This is a genomic window from Chryseobacterium sp. Bi04 (assembly GCF_918698085.1).
Classification (GTDB): Bacteria; Bacteroidota; Bacteroidia; order Flavobacteriales; family Weeksellaceae; genus Chryseobacterium.
In genome coordinates, this window is record NZ_CAKKLP010000004.1 from 176307 (window position 1) to 192905 (window position 16599).

The following is a 16599-nucleotide window of genomic DNA, read 5'->3' on the forward strand; positions in this document are numbered from 1 at the left end:
TGGAATTCTAATTTATTAGCAGCAAAAATCGTGTTGCTTTTTCCTCTGCTGCGTAGAGTTTCCCGTCTTTGAGCTATTGATTAAGATCATTTCTTTTAAACTTGTTCCAAAGTCAGGAGATTTAGGAGAACGTGATTCCAGACGCATAGGGGAACTTATCTTTTTATTATTCCCTAATGTATGATATAAAATATTTATTTTTCGTATTATTGCAGCGTATTAAAAACTATATATAACTATGAAAAAACTATTTTTTGCATCAGTCTGTGCATTAACATTATTATCATGCGGAAGAGAGGAATCTGAGATCCAAGCCGAAAATCAAAAAACAATTGCGTCCTTACAATCAAAAAAAGAGGATAGTTCTTTAAAGGATATATTTGACCAGAACTATATTTATAGATACTATAGCAATTCACTAATGAAACATTATTATGGCTCCCAAACCGGTCCGATTGGTCAGTATAATTGGTCCAATGAAGGGTTGGCATTTAAAACCTCAAAGGCTCCTACTACTTTGTATGGTTTAGCATTATATGTGAATCCAAATAATCTAGATATGGTAATAGCTGTAAGCATTCACGATAGAACTTACTTAGAGGCATCAGGTTATGTATTAAGAGAAGAATTAGGCTGGCCTGCACAACCAGGAGCACCCGGAACCTTTCCTGTTTACAGGTATTACAGATCTTCAAAAAATGGTCATTTCTACACAAAAAATCTTGCTGAACTTGGTACTGGTGGAAATGGGTGGACTTATGAAGGAATTACCTTTCATTCATATTAAAAAAATATATTGTTAGAGTATATGTCCCCGGAGAGATCCGGGGATTTTTTTCATACATTAGATAGTCGATTACTCGAATAATCGACTATCTAATGTATTCAGCCTCTTTCGGGAGCTTTTTATATGTGAATGAAGATTTCCTCTCTGCCACGCAAAGGCTTCCCGACTTTGAGCTAGTAAATAAGATCATTTCCTTGCCCACTTACAATAAAGCGGAATTAGTAATGAAACTTTGCGTTTAATTTTTGTAATCGATCAAAAAAAGCTGAGAATAATTTAAATCTTTATTGCCATATAAGCTCAACCAATAGAAACTCTTTAATGCGAAAATCAAATCAAATAATCAAAAAATAGCATTTTTTCGCATTATTTAACACGCTAATTTTGCTGCAATAAATTGATTGAGTTGAGTATAAATAGTATTATCAGAAAAGCAATAGAATCCGACAGTGAGAAAATCTGGTTTTTGATGGAGCAACTGGCCATTTTCGAAAATTACATCGACAGTTTTGAAATTACCCCTGAAATTGTAAAAGAATCCGGATTTAGAAAAAGTCCACCGGATTTTTATTGTTGGGTTGCGGAAGATGAAGGTAAAATTGCAGGAATATTGGTGTATTATTTTCTTCCTTATACTGCGGAGAACAGACCTTCTATTTATATGAAAGAGCTGTATGTAGATGAAAATTACCGTGGTCAGAAAATTGGGGAACAGCTTATGGATGCTTTGAAAGCCGAAGCGAAAAGAAACAATTGCTCGCAAATAAAATGGACCGTTGCACCCTGGAACAATGCCGGACAAAGATTCTATCATCGTCTTGGTGCAAAAGAAAATAAGGATTGGTTGAATTACGAATGGAATGTATAGAAAATGGAAATTAGCATAACAAAAATTAAAGAAAACGAAATAGCAGTATTACAGGAGATTGGCAAAAAAACGTTCTCTGAAACATTCGCTGAGAATAATACGGAAGAAAGTATGGCGCAATATCTTGAAACAAGTTTTGCAACAGAAAAGCTTAGTGCTGAACTGAACGATAAAAACTCCGAATTCTACCTGGCAAGGGTAGATCATAACGTTATCGGATATGTAAAGCTCAATACCGGCTCTTCACAAACTGAAATTAAAGATCATAATGCGCTTGAAATTGAAAGGATATATGTTTCTAAAGATTTTCACGGAAAGAAAGTAGGGCAGGCTCTTTATGACAAAGCGATGGCCATTGCTACAGAAAAAAATGTAGATTACGTTTGGTTGGGCGTTTGGGAAAATAATGTACGGGCTATCAGATTTTATAAGAAAAATGGATTTGAAGAATTTGACAAGCATATTTTCAGGCTTGGAAATGAGGAGCAGACCGATATTATGATGAAGTTGAATTTGAAAAATAATAAAAAATGAAAATTGAATTTTTTGTAAAATCATTCGAAGAACTGTCCTCTATCGAGCTTTATAAAATATTAAAATTAAGAAACGAAATATTTATTGTAGAACAAAATTGTGTGTATCAGGATATAGATGATAAAGATTTAAAATGCCATCACCTGATGTGTTTGGCGGATGGAAATCTGGCGGGATATACCAGAATTGTTCCTCCTGGTTTAACCTACGGAGACGCTTCAATTGGTCGTGTTGTTATCGGTTCGGAGTATAGAGGATTGGGATTGGGAAAACAGCTGATGGAACATTCTGTCAAAGGTTGTAAAGATATTCTGGGAGAATCAACCATTCGAATCAGTGCACAATTGTACCTGTTGAAATTTTACAATTCTCTGGGCTTCAAAGAAGTAGGGAAGCCTTATGATGAAGATGGAATTCCGCACATAGAAATGGTTTTAAACTAATTCCAGAATATTTTTAAGAATCGGATTAGGGTCGTCTTTTCGCCATTGGATATACAAATCGGTAACAAAGGGAAGCGGTATAAAGCGGATTCCGGTATTTTGGTGAAGATGATAAGAATGCGGCAGAATCGAAATGCCTAATCCGTTTTTAATCAATGAAATAACGGTCGATCCAAACTCACAGCGAATGTAAGAGTCAAGATTGATTTTATAAAAATCAATAACTTCCTGAACCAGTACATTGTAGCTGCTGCCGTCATCGCCTGTTGTCAGAAGAAATTTTTGCTCTTTCAATGTTTCTTCAGAAATATCAGAGAGGGTTTTAAAATGATGATTTTCGGGAACAACGAAAGATAGATTTTCATGGCATAATTTCTTTTCATTAATGGCTGAATACGTATTGATATCCCGTGAAAATGCCAGATCTATCTTGTAATTTTTAAGATAATCTTCCTGGATGTCATTTGTCAGCTGAAACAATTCCAGATTAAGATTTGGAAAAGCTACGGAAACTTTTTTTATAAAATCAGGTAAGACTGAAGAAGAAATAGAATCGGGATGCGCAATTCTTATCGTTCCCGATTCGCCTAAATGAATCTGTAGGGCCAACTGATGAAAAGACTCCATCTGGCTAAGCTCTTCGCCCCATTTTTCCTGCAAAAACTTTCCTGCAGGAGTAAGCTTCACATTTCGCTTATCGCGGTAAAACAACTGAACTCCCAGTTCACTCTCTAAAGACTGAATGTGACGGCTCAGAGCAGATTGTGTGATATTCATTTTCGCAGACGTATTCCAGAAATGAAGCTCTTTTGCCAATGCCAGAAAATATTTGAGCTGTTGTATGTCCATTAATGCAAATTAATCATTAGTTAAACAAATTTAACAAGTAATTTGAATTAAAAACTAGTCAATAAAAATTTTTTTGTTGATAAAACTTCTTGCAATTTAACTTTAAGCATTAAAAACAATCGAAGTTGACATAGCAAAAAGAGTGTTGCTTTTCTTTTAAGGTTGAAAGAAAAACGATTTACTTATATTTACCCCGCAAAGCAAATTCAAATGTACAAAAAAGTAAGCGCTGTATTTATTCTTGGCTTTTATACGGTTTTTTGTTCGGCCCAGCAGGTTCGGCCCTCCAAATCATCTGAAATTTACCGTGAAATCAAAACACTTAAACAGCTGCCTAAAGTTTTATACCTTGCGGCTCATCCCGATGATGAAAATACAGGATTACTCTCCTGGTTGATCAACGACCAGAATGTAGAAACGGGCTATCTGTCTTTAACCAGAGGTGATGGCGGTCAGAATTTATTAGGCACAGAGCAGGGGGCTGCATTGGGTTTAATCAGAACGCATGAGCTTTTAGAGGCAAGAAAGTTAGACGGCGCCCAACAGTTTTTTACCCGGGCAATTGATTTCGGGTTCTCTAAAAATACGGCCGACACCTTTAAACAATGGGATGCAGACAACATTACAGCGGATGTAGTCTGGGTAATCCGCCAATTCCGTCCTGATGTTATCATTTGCCGTTTTCCTCCTACTGCTGCGGCAGGCCATGGACAGCATGCTGCTTCGGCCGTGGTGGCGGAAAAAGCTTTTAAGCTGGCAGGCGATAAAACTGCTTTCCCAGATCAACTGAAATATGTTAATGTATGGCAGCCAAAACGCGTATTGTGGAATACTTTCCGTTTTGGCGGGGTCAATACAACATCTGAAAATCAACTGAAAGTTACCGTTGGGCAATATGATGCGCAATTGGGAATGGGCTATGGTGAACTGGCGGGATTAAGCAGAAGTTTACATAAAAGCCAGGGTGCGGGAACACAGTCTGTAGCCGGCATCAGAACTGAATATTTTGCCCACGTTACTGGCGAGCCTGCAAAAGCAACACTTTTTGACGGAGTTGTTAAAACGTGGACCGCAAAAGGAAACACTGATATTGACCAATCATTAGATAAAATTATTTCAACTTTCAATTTCAATAATCCAGACCTCAGTTTACCTGCTTTGCTTGCTTTGCGGAAAAAGGTCATGGCGCTACCTGATGGAGACCTTAAAAAGGATAAAATTAAATCTCTCGACAATATTATTGTAAGCTGTGCAGGCTTTATGGGAGAGGTAGTGACCAATCAGGCTGAAGCCGTTGCCGGGGACCATTACAGTTTCAGGTTAAATCTGATTTCAAGAACTGCAAATCCTGTCATTTTAGACAATGTACAATGGTTAAGTCAGTCAGAAAGCTTCAACAGAAAGCTATCAAAAGATTCTTTAATTACCATTCAGCATGACATTCAGATTCCTGCAGATACAGCACTCACAGAACCGTATTGGTTGGCAAAACCGGCCAAGGACGCCGCCACTTTTTCAGTTCCGAATGATACTTTAATCGGTTTGCCTGAGGCAGAATCACCACTCAATGTTTGGGTTGGTTTAAAAATCGGTTCTGAAAAGTTTCAGGTTAAACTTCCTTTATCTTTCAAGAAATTAGACCCGGTGCGTGGTGATGTGGTCGAAGCCTTGCGCATTGTTCCTGCATTGGAACTTAAATTTACACAACCACTTTATTTAGTAAAAGAAAATGAAGATTTACATTTGAGTTTAAATGTAAAGGTTAATTCCAGCAAAAAAATCAGTAATGGTAAAGTAAACCTGATGTATAACGGAGAACTGTTAGGTGGTGCTGATGTAAGTTCGCTCAACGGGAAAGATATTACCATCGATTACGTTATTCCAAAAGCTAAGCTTGCCACAATAAACTCATCTCGTTTGCAACTGGATGCCAATTTTGTTGCCGATGAAGTCACTTATAATAAAAAACAAATATTAATTCAGTATCCGCATTTACCTTCTTTACAATATTTTGCGCCTGCCACGGTAACCGTAATGAAAGGCGATATTCAGGCGAAGGTTAAAAAAGTGGGGTACATAGAAGGTGCGGGCGATTTCATTCCTGAGTTCCTACGCATGGCAGGGATTCAGGTGGATGTCTTGAAAGACGAAGATTTTTATGGCAAATTAGATGAATCTGGCGGAAACGGCAGTCAAAACAAATTATCTCAATATGATGCGATTGTACTTGGTATTCGTGCCAATAACACGGAGAAAAAGCTCGGCCGCTGGATGCCTTTTTTATGGTCTTATGCAAAAGGCGGAGGTAATTTGGTGATGCAGTATAACACCAGCCAGGATACAGCCGTAGACCAATTGGGGATGTACAATTTCAGCATTGCCAATAAACGGGTTACCGAAGAAAATGCTGAGGTTACGTTGTTAAATCCCAATCATAAATTACTGAACTTTCCGAACAAAATTACTGCGGATGATTTTAAAGGCTGGGTACAGGAGCGTGGCGCGTATTTCCCTGATCAATGGGATGCAGCGTATGAACCGCTTTTTGAAATGCATGATACAGGTGAAAAGCCTCTGCAGGGATCAACTTTATATGCCCAATACGGGAAGGGTAATTTTATTTACACCCCGTTGGCATTTTTCAGACAGCTGCCTGCAGGAAATGTTGGGGCAGCACGTTTATTTTTAAACTTTTTATCTGCACAGAAAAACTGATGAACAATCAACTTAAAAACTGGAATATCTGGTATATATTATTGGCAGTTGCACTGGTATTCCAGATCGCATTTTATTATTTGTTTACTAAATTCTGGGCATGAGTACTATAGATTGGACCGTTCTTATTTTTACATTGGTTGCAGTGGTTGTTTACGGCGTATTCATCGGTCGTGGCCAAAAAAGCAACGCATCCTACCTGAAAGCAGATAATAAAATGCCCTGGTACATTGTGCTTATAGGTATAATGGCGACGCAGGCAAGTGCCATTACATTTCTTTCAGCACCGGGCCAGGCGTATACAGACGGCATGCGTTTCGTGCAGTATTACTTTGGTCTGCCATTGGCGATGATTGTGATCTGTATCACCTTTATCCCGATTTTTCAGCGCTTAAATGTTTATACTGCTTATGAATATTTAGAAAACCGTTTTGATAAAAAAACAAGAGTGCTCACTTCACTGCTTTTTCTTTTTTCGAGAGGTTTATCAACGGGAATCAGCATCTACGCTCCGAGTATTATCTTGTCAAGTGTTTTAAACTGGAATATTTACTTAACCAATGTTTTAACAGGTGGCATTCTGTTGATTTATACTTATGTTGGCGGTGCAAAAGCAATCGCTCATACCCAAAAATTACAGTTTCTCATAATTCTGGGAACCATGGCTTTTGCAGGGTATCTGCTTATTCAGAATATGCCGAATGGAATTGGTTTTAACGATGCGTTGTACCTGGCGGGGAAATCCGGAAAGCTCAATGTAATCACCACAGAATTCGATTGGAAAGATAAATACAATATCTGGAGCGGCTTAATCGGCGGGTTTTTTCTGGCACTTTCTTACTTCGGGACTGACCAGAGTCAGGTCGGGAGGTATATTACTGCGAAAGATAATACCAATGCAAAAATGGGCTTGCTGTTGAATGGTTTGGTTAAAATTCCGATGCAGTTTTCTATTCTCCTGATTGGTGCCTTACTTTTCGCTTTCTTTTCTCTGAAACCGGTTCCGATTTATTTTAACGAACGCTCTTATCAGCATTTAAAGGAAACACAACCTGAACAGGCTGCGGTTTTTGAAAAAGAGCATAAGGATCTGCAAATAAAATTTAATGCAGAATCTAAGGAAATTCTACAATTGAAAGAAACTCATTCTCCCCAGCTTAATAAAACAATTCAGGATTTTAAAAACACACAAACCCAGGTAAAAGAACTTCACAGTAGGGTAGAAGAGGCTATCAATACATCAAACTATAATGCCGAGAAAACAGATACCAATTACATTTTCCTGTATTTCGTAAAAAATACCTTGCCTGTAGGAATGATTGGTTTACTGTTTGCCGTCATTTTTCTGGCTAGCTGGGGCTCAATTTCCGCAGCGCTGAATTCCCTTGCCGCCTGCTCATTAAAAGATGTTCATCTGATATTTAAAAAAGAAATTCCTGATGATGCCACCGAATTGAAGTACAGTCGCCTGCACACTCTAGCCTGGGGGATTTTCTCAATCGGTGTAGCCATGTTTGCCACCCAAATGGGTTCCCTTATTGAAGCGGTGAATGTATTGGGTTCTCTTTTCTACGGCCCGATATTGGGGATTTTTCTGGTCGCCTTTTACTATAAAAAAATCACCGGATCCAATGTATTTATTTCAGCTATTTTATCAGAAATTACGGTTATTGCCATTTACAATTTCGATATCGTTTCTTTCCTTTGGCTTAACGTAATCGGGGCGGCGGCCGTCATTATATTTTCGGCAATTGGTTTATTGTTTTATAAGCAGAAAGCAGTAAATTCGTAATCAAACAAAATAAACATACAAACAAAAATATTATGAAAACAATGATTAAAACTGTTGCTGTAGTTTTTGCTGCAATGACGATTTCAGTAAATGCATTTGCACAGGAAACTAAAAAACCTGCAAGCCCTCCGGCTACTGCTACGGGGAAAATTAAAGATGCAACCATTACCATAGCCTATAGCAGTCCTTCTGTTAAAGGGCGTACCATCTGGGGTGGTTTAGAAGCTTATGATAAAGTTTGGCGTGCAGGCGCCAATGAAGCAACTACTTTCGAAACGGATAAAGACATTACCGTTCAGGGTAAAAAACTTCCTGCAGGTAAATACAGCTTTTTCTTAATCCCTAAACAAAGCGGAACCTGGACTGCGATTTTTAACAAAGAGCCAAAACAGTGGGGCGCCTATAAATACGAAGAATCTAAAGATGCTTTACGTGTGGATGTAAAAACAAAGGCTTTACCGGCAACACAGGAAACTTTAGTGTATAAAATAAACAGTAATGGATTCACCATGGATTGGGATAAGATCTCAGTTCCTGTAGAAATCAAATAAGTTTAAATATAAGAAATTAAAATCCCGTTAATGCGGGATTTTTTTTGTTTGGTTTAAGAAAAATATTAAAATTTTGATTGTATAAGAGTAATATTGTAAATTCCAGCGTATTGATGCTACTACTTCTTCAAATTGTTTTGTATTACAGCATTTCCGGTTCAGTCTCTTTTTTCAGATTGTTAATGAAATCCGAGGGAGTTAGACCTGTTTCTCTTTTAAATGCATTCTGAAAGACCCTATGATTGGCATAGCCACATAGCTCTGCCAGAGAAGTGATCTTATACTTTCTGTATACTTCATCCTCATACAGTTTCCGGGTAATGTATTCAATTCTAAGGCTGTTGATGTAATGATTGAAGTTCTTGTCCTTATAGGATTTTATGACTTCTGAAAGATATTTTGTATTGGTACCAAAATTACTTGCCATGCTGGCTATTGTGATATCGCTTTTTAGGTATTTTTCTCTTTTTTCAAATTTGGATATCTTACTCAATAGTTGATTGACTGTTTCCTCAGCAATTGTATTCGGAGCTTTTATTGCTTTTTCTCCATCCTTCTCCATTTCATCCTTTCGGTTTTCTGACTCATGCTTTATTTTTGTAATGAGTTCCTGAAATCTCTGTTGTTGGACCTTATTCCTGTTTTTCCAATAGTACCAAATGCCACCACATCCCAGCATTATTAAAATGAGGAATACATAGAGGTAGTTTCTGAGGGTGTTATTTTTTTCTTTATCCTTTTCTTTTTTTATTGCTGTGGTAACTTTATTCACCGAATGTTTTTCTGCAATTCTAATACTGTCCCTGAGCTTTGTAAGAAGTTGATTGTATTTTTTTCCCTCGATAGTATTATTTTTAGCCAAATAGGCCTCCGCTAAGATTTCGTAGAAAATTTCCCGGCCGGAAGGGGATGAAATTTTTCGCTCCAGCTCTAAGCCTTCTTGGGCATAGTGTATGGCCTTGTCGTTATTTTTTTGGTCAAAATAAAAATCACCTGCGGTTCGGTATAGGTTCATTTCATTAAGCGAGCTTATTTCCCTGTTTTCTGCAATCTTCAATGATTTTAAAAGGTAGGTCTCTGCCGTCCCTGGTTCGGCGGGCTGAATGATCCATAAATAATACAATGTTAGGTTTGCCTGTATGGAAACAATCAAATCATATTTCTGTCTCAGTGATATACTGGACTTTTTTTCGGATATTTTTTCTGCCTCATCTAACCCTTTTATAAGGCATAAGCGTACAGAGTCCGGTTGTTTTTTGCTATGATCAAAATAACTGGAATAGTTGGAATAAAATAAGCTGCTGTAATAATGACGAACATCATTGTCCTTGATTTTTTCCAAATATTTTTTTGAAGCCTGATATGCTTTGTGAGAATCTTCCAGAAATCCCAAATCTCCCAATGATTCCGCCTTCGTCCTGTACATATTAGATACGTCCTGTGGAGATGAATCTTCATTGATATAGCTTTCCAGGTCCGTTGCTACTTCAATGACTTTCTCCGCATTATCCAATGTTGAATATGTTCGCATTAGTTCAGTACCAATGGGGAATGCAATATTGTATTTATTTTCCTTTGCTGTCCTGTAGCATTTTTCCAGCTGTTTTATGGTGCTGTTTACGACACTTGTGCCACCGATCTTGTTTTGTATCTGATGTAATTCGTTCTTTAATTGTTCTTCGGATATTTTCTGGCTTTTTCCTAAAGTGAATAGGTGTAAGACAATGAGAAATAGAATAGCTTGATAAGCTCTCATTCGATTTGAATTCAATGGTAATTTGTTTAAAATGATGTTCTGACAAATATAAGAATATTTCAAGCAAATTGGCTGTTGTAAGAGGTTGAAAGATAATATAAATATTAATAATTAAGGGTGGTGTGGGTAAAAGAAGCTGATTTATGGACCTTCACTGTCCGGTCACGGATATATCGTTGTTTATAATTCTTGTGATGAAATCAGTTATAATCTAAAGTGATGTATCTTCAGTTTCCCTATCTGGCCATAATAGGTTTCAAATCCCCTAGTAGGCTCTCTCTCTCTCTCTCTCTCTCTTTCTCTCTGCCAAATCCAGTAATTTTGAAATAAAGGGTTGGTCGGATGTATATTATAATATTATTATTAAAGACCATCTTTTTATTTTTATTCTATTACAGGTTAGGCAGTGCTGTTTCTTACCTAGCATCATTCCGAAAGCCTTTCTGTGGTTGCGTTATTATAAAATAATTCAGTAAAATATGTTGTTATATATTCAGAAAAACACACAAGCATTTCTTTAAGTTATGTAGTTATATTTTATAATATTGTTAAAATTTATGGCAATGAACCTAGGTAATCAGCTATTTTAAAACACAATACTTTTTTAATTACAAAAAAACAAAAATCATGAAAAAAAAATTATTGTTGTATTTAGCATTCATGGCAACCATTTTTCTATATGGTCAGGTGGGGATGATCGCAGCGAGTAATGTACCACCCGGTAATTTCCCCGATCTTTCAGCTATGCTACATGGGGAATCATCCAATAGAGGCTTTCTTGGCCTTAGACCCGCATTGGTTTCAACAAGCAGTCTTTCTCCGGTTATAAATCCTAAAACAGAACTTTTAGTTTACAATTCTACTGATAGATTAACAAAGAGCTACGAATCAATTGATCATAGAATTTGAGAAATAATTTCTTGGTTTTCGGTTGGGAGATATATCAAGCCAAATTGAATATGAATCTGAGCAAAACATCATATGAAGATGATGACGAATTTTGGGAGTTCTAGGTTTATAATTGAAAGCAGTTTAGAGCAGTTTTTATTACAGTTATTATGTACACAAATTTTTTTTCTTCTTTAATAGAAAAGAAGCGCCTAGCCATCGATGAGATCGAATATGAGAAAAGTATTTTATTTGATGTTTATACGCTTGTTCTTGTTTTTATTTTGATCAGTAACTTTTTATTGAACCTTATTTTTCTTGAGGAACCTGTTTATGCAGCAATATTTTTGGGAATGGGGTTATGTATGTTCTGCACAATTTTTTTGTCAAACAAAATACGATTCAATAGACACGTACTGATGTTGCTCTTTATATTTTTGGGGGTTGTTATTTTTTATTGCGATACAGTAAGTGGGAGAGGGGTGATGAATTATTTAAGTTATATATCATTATCAATTGCCGTAGCATTTTTTTTTGATTATGATAGAGACAGAGTTATCGTATTTATGCTTTTGGGGCTATATGTACTGTTTTTTTTGATAAACATCATTACGGATTATTCTGTACTGACTTTTTTGCAGCAGAATCTTTCACCTGAAAAACAATGGTACGTTCGGGTTTATAAGGCAATGGAGATTGCTTTTTGTACGTTTGTCGGGATGTATTTTATTAACAGGAAAGAGAAAATAGTCATTAAATATTACGTCGAAAAAGAAAAAATGAATGATCTTATTAAAAAGACTGATAAGATAAGTTTATCCAATAATCTGTATGAACTGGCTATAAGTAGAAATTCCTTATTTATTACCTATTTCAAGTCGCAATTTCCGGATTATTTCGAAAGAATTTTAGAATTCTGTCCAAATCTTGTTGCATCAGAATTGGAGATCTGTGCTTTGCTAAAATTAAACCTAAGTACTAAGGATATTGCGACTGCAACTAATACAACAATTCGTTCTGTAGAAAATAAAAAATACAGGATACGGAAGAAGCTCAATCTGTCTTCTGAAACAGACCTCAATTCATATATGATCGTTACATTTTAATTTAATTGGATTTAATGCGTTGATTTTTAAACAAATATGGATTTCAAGTAAATGTAAGTAAGCTAATGAGTATATGTGAGTGGCTTTTTTTTTGTTAGCTCTGATGTTTGTTTTTAATATTGTATTGGTAAAAATAAGTTTGGCTGATAGGTACAGCCGCCCTTTATATTTCTATAAGTTTAACACACAAATGTCTTTATATATAAGAGGTCAGACTGACTTAATTCTGACCTCTTCATTGGATAAGCCCAATGTTGAGCATAATTTCCAACAATAGCAATTTTTATAAACATAAAACAAATGAGAAAATTTAAATTATTTCTTTTCGTCTCAGTTATTTCTTCTGTCTGGCTTTACGGTCAGTCTCCTGGTGGGGTATCAACGGATTTATCTGTATGGTACAAAGCTGATGCTGGTATTACAACCAATGCTTCCAAGAAGGTGACACAATGGGACTCTTCCTCACCTACTTCAGTAATTTTGACTCCAAGTGGTACAGCATATATCCCATATAATGATCAGACCACTTATACCAATATGTGGAACTTTAACCCAACGCTATCTTATGATGGAACGAATAATTACTTAAGAAACACGACAACAGCTTATTTGAACCCTGCTGGTTCTGTACATTATATTGCAGTTGCAAGACTTTCCAGTATGACAAATGCATATAGGAATTTATTTGCCATAGCCGGAAATGATGATGGGTTTTTCTTGGCTGTGAATAGTAACACAGTCTATCCAATGCCAACAATTGGTAATAATTTTAATTACCCGGCGGCTGGTCCGTCGTCAACTAATACATTTGGTATATATTCGGCGATATTGCCTAAAACAACGAGCCAAGGTTCTCAAAGAGGTTTTAATAGTGGAACAAGAAAAATTTATACTTCGCCATATCCTATAACGGGTGGGGCGTACGCTTTACCCACTACCGGTATCGGTGCTTATTTGGGTGCAGACGGAACTACGGGAGATAACTTTCAGGGAGATATTGCAGAGGTAATTTTATACCATAGCATTTCAGGAGGCGATTTGACTGATGCTGATCTTCAAAAGATACACAGTTATTTGGCAATCAAATATGGTATTACACTGGAAGCGTCGCAGAATTATGTTTCCTCTACAGGTTCTACGGTCTGGAATGAAACTATCAATACAGCTTATTACCATAACGTTTTCGGAATTGCCCGCGATGATACTGGCACTTTATACCAGAAGCAATCAAAAAGTGTGAATCTTAGTCAGAAACTAATTGTGGGAGCAGGAAATTCACTATTTAATACGAATTCCGCCAACACCAATACTTTAATAGATGGACAATTCCTTATTGTGGGAGATAATGGATTAAAACAATCATTATCCATTCCTCTATTATATCCAACTGCACCAGGCGGAGAAGTTAATAACAGGTTTTCTTCTGTCTGGAAGGTTCAGAACACAGGGAATACAGGGACTGTAACTATTGCTTGGCCTAAAGGAACTTCTAATCTTCATTTGGTTCGTTCAACAAATGAAAGTTTCGATGCCGCGGATCAGTTTATCCCAATGACTTTAGAAACGACGTTGAATGGTGTGGTTTACAATATGGCAACGGTGACTTTTAATAACGGAGAGTTCTTCACTTTCGCTGGCTATGCTCATGCTCCTGGGGGAGTAGTCAATAACTTAGGTTATTGGTACAGAGCAGATAAAAATGCGGTGAATACAGGTGAAGGAACTGATGTTACATCATGGACAGATTTCTTTTCTGGGACGGTCTCTTCCAAAATGTATGAAAATACATTTCCAAAATATGTAAAAGGTGCAGCCAATTACTTCAATTATAACCCAGGGATCAATTTTACGGCAGTAAAGCAATCGCTAGGTAATGATCAGATCGCATCTACGGTAACCTCCACGGATTATGATATTTTTACTTTTACAAAAGAAGGATGGGCACCTCTGAATAATGCTAATAATAGAATTTTCAGCGCATTGGCAAATATCAATTTTCAAAGAGGGGATATTGCTTATTGGGATGGTATAGGAGTTAATAAAAGATTTGCAGGTAATACAGCTGATGAGGTAGAAAGTGTAACTGTAAACATCACAGATAGATATCTTGCTGTACCGGGCGGTATTAATTTTGCGGCCACTATTCCTAGTATAATGTATAATCGATTTGGAAATACCACTGTGTCTAGAGGTTTAAATGGAGGTGCCAACGGAGCTAATGGAGTATTTAGTCCAAGAGGAATATTAACAGGTGGACATGTTTTTGGTTCTACAATATTCAATAGTAATGGGTCTGATAACGATAATGCTGCTGGTCATATAGGCGAAGCTATTATTTACGGATCAGGTAACCTTACCGAAACAGAACGCAGAAGAGTAGATTCCTATTTGGCAATCAAATATGGTCTTACTTTGGGACGTACTGCCACAAACCATTATTTATCTTCAGCAGAAACTGTTGTATGGAATGGCGCTCAGAATACATCTTATAACAGCAATATATTTGGTCTTGGACGAGATGACATCAGTGCTTTGCATCAAAAGGTATCGGTAAGTGTTAACAACGCAGCCATCCTTACGATGGCGACTAGTAATGATTTTGTTACAGATAACCTTGATGCGTCCAGAACAGTTATTTCTGATGATCAGGAGTTCTTCATTGCTGGTGATAACAATGACACAGATCTACCTATGGTGAATGTGACTTTGGGCAGTAATACTGGTAAAATCATACAGAGAAAATGGCTTTCGCAGAGAACAGGCACCCTAGAAAACACCTATTTCCAAGCAGATCTATCCGCTTACGAAGGCCAATTCAATATTCCTGGTACTACTGTTTATATGGTAATTGGCGATGATGATACCTTTACAACCAATAGACTATTGATTCCTGGTACCAAAGTAGGTAACAAATGGATATTCAATCATAATTTCGATTCTGAAAACACAAAAAGATACTTCACGTTCGGTGTACTAACTACTGAAGTCTGTTATAAGCCTGGAGCTATTGCTACAGCAGGAAACCCGGCATTGATTAGTAAGGTAGGAATCAGTTCATTGACAAGAGCCGGGATTCAGAATTCAGATAACTGGCCGGCAGTTCGTAACGGAGCTTGGCTGGTTCTGGAAGCCAGAACGAAAGGTTTTGTTGTGAACAGAATGCCTTTTGACACTTCTGGAAACCCGGAAGGAATTCCGGCTGCTGATTTTGTTGAAGGAATGTTGGTGTATGATACCACCAATAAATGTCTGAAAATGTATACTTCTCAGAATGGAGGTTCATTTGCATGGTTTTGTATCAGTACACAAACCTGCCCTGATTAAATATAATTTTTGAGAGCCTCAGAAAAGTAATGCAATATTTAGGTTCTCGTTTTCCTTTAAACTAAAATTACAATGGTTAAAAATATAATAGTACTAGGCAGTTTTTTAATGGCTGCTTCTACACAGGCACAAATAGGAATAAGCAGAGAAAGCGTAAGCAACGGTTCGGTTTCTTTAGAATTTGGAGATAACGAAAGTAAAGGTCTTCTTCTTCCCTATGTTACAGATAAAACCGGAATTACCGAAAATGGAACTGTTCTTTTTGATACAACAGATCATAAAGTAAAATACTTAAAAGATGCCAACACATGGTTTGATCTGAGCGTAGACTCATCAGGAACTGCAGATCTGAGTATTCAGGCGGCTGATAGAGAAGAGCAGCCGGGAGCTAAGGTTTGTATAAGTACAGCTGCAGGAGGAACAGACACCACAAAAGGAATCCTGGTACTTGCTGATGCAGATAAAGCAATGATACTGCCCAAAGTAGCAAGCCCTCATTTAAATATTATCAATCCAAGTGCCGGAATGCTGGTGTATGATACTGTAAAGAGACAGCTAGCGGTCTATAATGGTACAGTTTGGACGTTTTGGAGACCCTGAAATAAAAAGGAATTTGTTTCACAACTAAATGATGTGGGTTGAGAATCCGTTATTTAAAAACCATTCTCTGACAAGGAGGTCGAGAGAAATCATAAAAAGAGTCCGTTTTCACTAGTTGTGAGACGGACTCTTTGTAGTCTTGTGAACTTAAGAGGATGCTGTCCAAACTCTTTTTTTACTGATTTAGAAAATATTTTAGAAATATGTATTTGAAAATGAATTATTTATATTTTTGTTTGAATCCTGTTGACAATTTTTAATATTTCGATACAAAAAATGAACCTCATTGACTTATAGATTATTACTGCTTTTGAGGGACAGTTGAATGGCAATTGCTTGATAAACTGATAATTACTAATCCAAAGGTAGTTGTATTTATAATTTAA

Annotated in this window: 13 protein-coding genes; 11 read left to right on the top strand and 2 right to left on the bottom strand. The window is 36.9% G+C overall.

Annotated elements, in window-relative coordinates:
- Nucleotides 1–238: 238 nt before the first annotated feature.
- From LQV47_RS08795 to LQV47_RS08810, 4 genes are all read left to right on the top strand, one after another.
- Entirely contained in the window at nucleotides 239–787 is a 549-nt protein-coding gene (locus tag LQV47_RS08795; RefSeq protein ID WP_230035985.1) for a hypothetical protein, read from the top strand.
- 406 nt (nucleotides 788–1193) lie between these two features.
- On the top strand, nucleotides 1194–1655 hold the full coding sequence (locus LQV47_RS08800) for a GNAT family N-acetyltransferase (RefSeq protein WP_230035987.1): 462 nt from the start codon (nucleotides 1194–1196) through the stop codon (nucleotides 1653–1655).
- 3 nt (nucleotides 1656–1658) lie between these two features.
- Nucleotides 1659–2189 carry a GNAT family N-acetyltransferase gene (locus LQV47_RS08805; protein ID WP_230035989.1) on the top strand — a complete coding sequence of 177 codons (531 nt, stop codon included), beginning with the start codon at nucleotides 1659–1661 and terminating at the stop codon, nucleotides 2187–2189.
- The gene (locus LQV47_RS08810; protein WP_230035991.1) at nucleotides 2186–2632 is read left to right on the top strand and encodes a GNAT family N-acetyltransferase; all 447 of its coding nucleotides are present in this window, start codon (nucleotides 2186–2188) and stop codon (nucleotides 2630–2632) included. The genes LQV47_RS08805 and LQV47_RS08810 overlap by 4 nt, the downstream gene beginning before the upstream one ends.
- Here LQV47_RS08810 and LQV47_RS08815 read toward each other — a convergent pair.
- Entirely contained in the window at nucleotides 2624–3481 is an 858-nt protein-coding gene (locus LQV47_RS08815) for a LysR family transcriptional regulator (protein ID WP_230035993.1), read from the bottom strand. The two genes, LQV47_RS08810 and LQV47_RS08815, sit on opposite strands and share 9 nt — an antisense overlap.
- Before the next feature lie 210 nt (nucleotides 3482–3691).
- Between LQV47_RS08815 and LQV47_RS08820 the strand changes: the two genes are divergently transcribed.
- From LQV47_RS08820 to LQV47_RS08830, 3 genes are all read left to right on the top strand, one after another.
- Entirely contained in the window at nucleotides 3692–6196 is a 2505-nt protein-coding gene (locus tag LQV47_RS08820; RefSeq protein ID WP_230035995.1) for a PIG-L family deacetylase, read from the top strand.
- Nucleotides 6197–6296: 100 nt separating this feature from the next.
- Nucleotides 6297–7988 (top strand): sodium:solute symporter, encoded by a 1692-nt coding sequence (locus LQV47_RS08825; protein WP_230035997.1) that lies wholly within the window; start codon nucleotides 6297–6299, stop codon nucleotides 7986–7988.
- A 32-nt stretch (nucleotides 7989–8020) separates the two neighbouring features.
- Nucleotides 8021–8539: a DUF2911 domain-containing protein gene (locus LQV47_RS08830; protein ID WP_230035999.1), complete on the top strand. Its 519-nt coding sequence runs from the start codon at nucleotides 8021–8023 to the stop codon at nucleotides 8537–8539.
- A 142-nt stretch (nucleotides 8540–8681) separates the two neighbouring features.
- On the opposite strand, the gene LQV47_RS08835 is transcribed toward LQV47_RS08830, so the two are convergent.
- Nucleotides 8682–10295 carry an AraC family transcriptional regulator gene (locus tag LQV47_RS08835; protein WP_230036001.1) on the bottom strand — a complete coding sequence of 538 codons (1614 nt, stop codon included), beginning with the start codon at nucleotides 10293–10295 and terminating at the stop codon, nucleotides 8682–8684.
- Between the two features lie 627 nt (nucleotides 10296–10922).
- Between LQV47_RS08835 and LQV47_RS08840 the strand changes: the two genes are divergently transcribed.
- The 4 genes from LQV47_RS08840 to LQV47_RS08855 all read left to right on the top strand — a co-directional run bounded on the left by LQV47_RS08840 (nucleotide 10923) and on the right by LQV47_RS08855 (nucleotide 16213).
- The gene (locus LQV47_RS08840) at nucleotides 10923–11204 is read left to right on the top strand and encodes a hypothetical protein (RefSeq protein ID WP_230036003.1); all 282 of its coding nucleotides are present in this window, start codon (nucleotides 10923–10925) and stop codon (nucleotides 11202–11204) included.
- 464 nt (nucleotides 11205–11668) lie between these two features.
- A complete protein-coding gene (locus LQV47_RS08845; protein WP_230036005.1) occupies nucleotides 11669–12289 on the top strand; it encodes a hypothetical protein in 621 nt (206 codons plus the stop codon).
- Nucleotides 12290–12589: 300 nt separating this feature from the next.
- Entirely contained in the window at nucleotides 12590–15613 is a 3024-nt protein-coding gene (locus LQV47_RS08850) for a hypothetical protein (RefSeq protein ID WP_230036007.1), read from the top strand.
- 72 nt (nucleotides 15614–15685) lie between these two features.
- Nucleotides 15686–16213, top strand: a complete 528-nt coding sequence (locus LQV47_RS08855; RefSeq protein WP_230036009.1) for a hypothetical protein — start codon at nucleotides 15686–15688, stop codon at nucleotides 16211–16213.
- The last annotated feature ends 386 nt before the right edge of the window (nucleotides 16214–16599 follow it).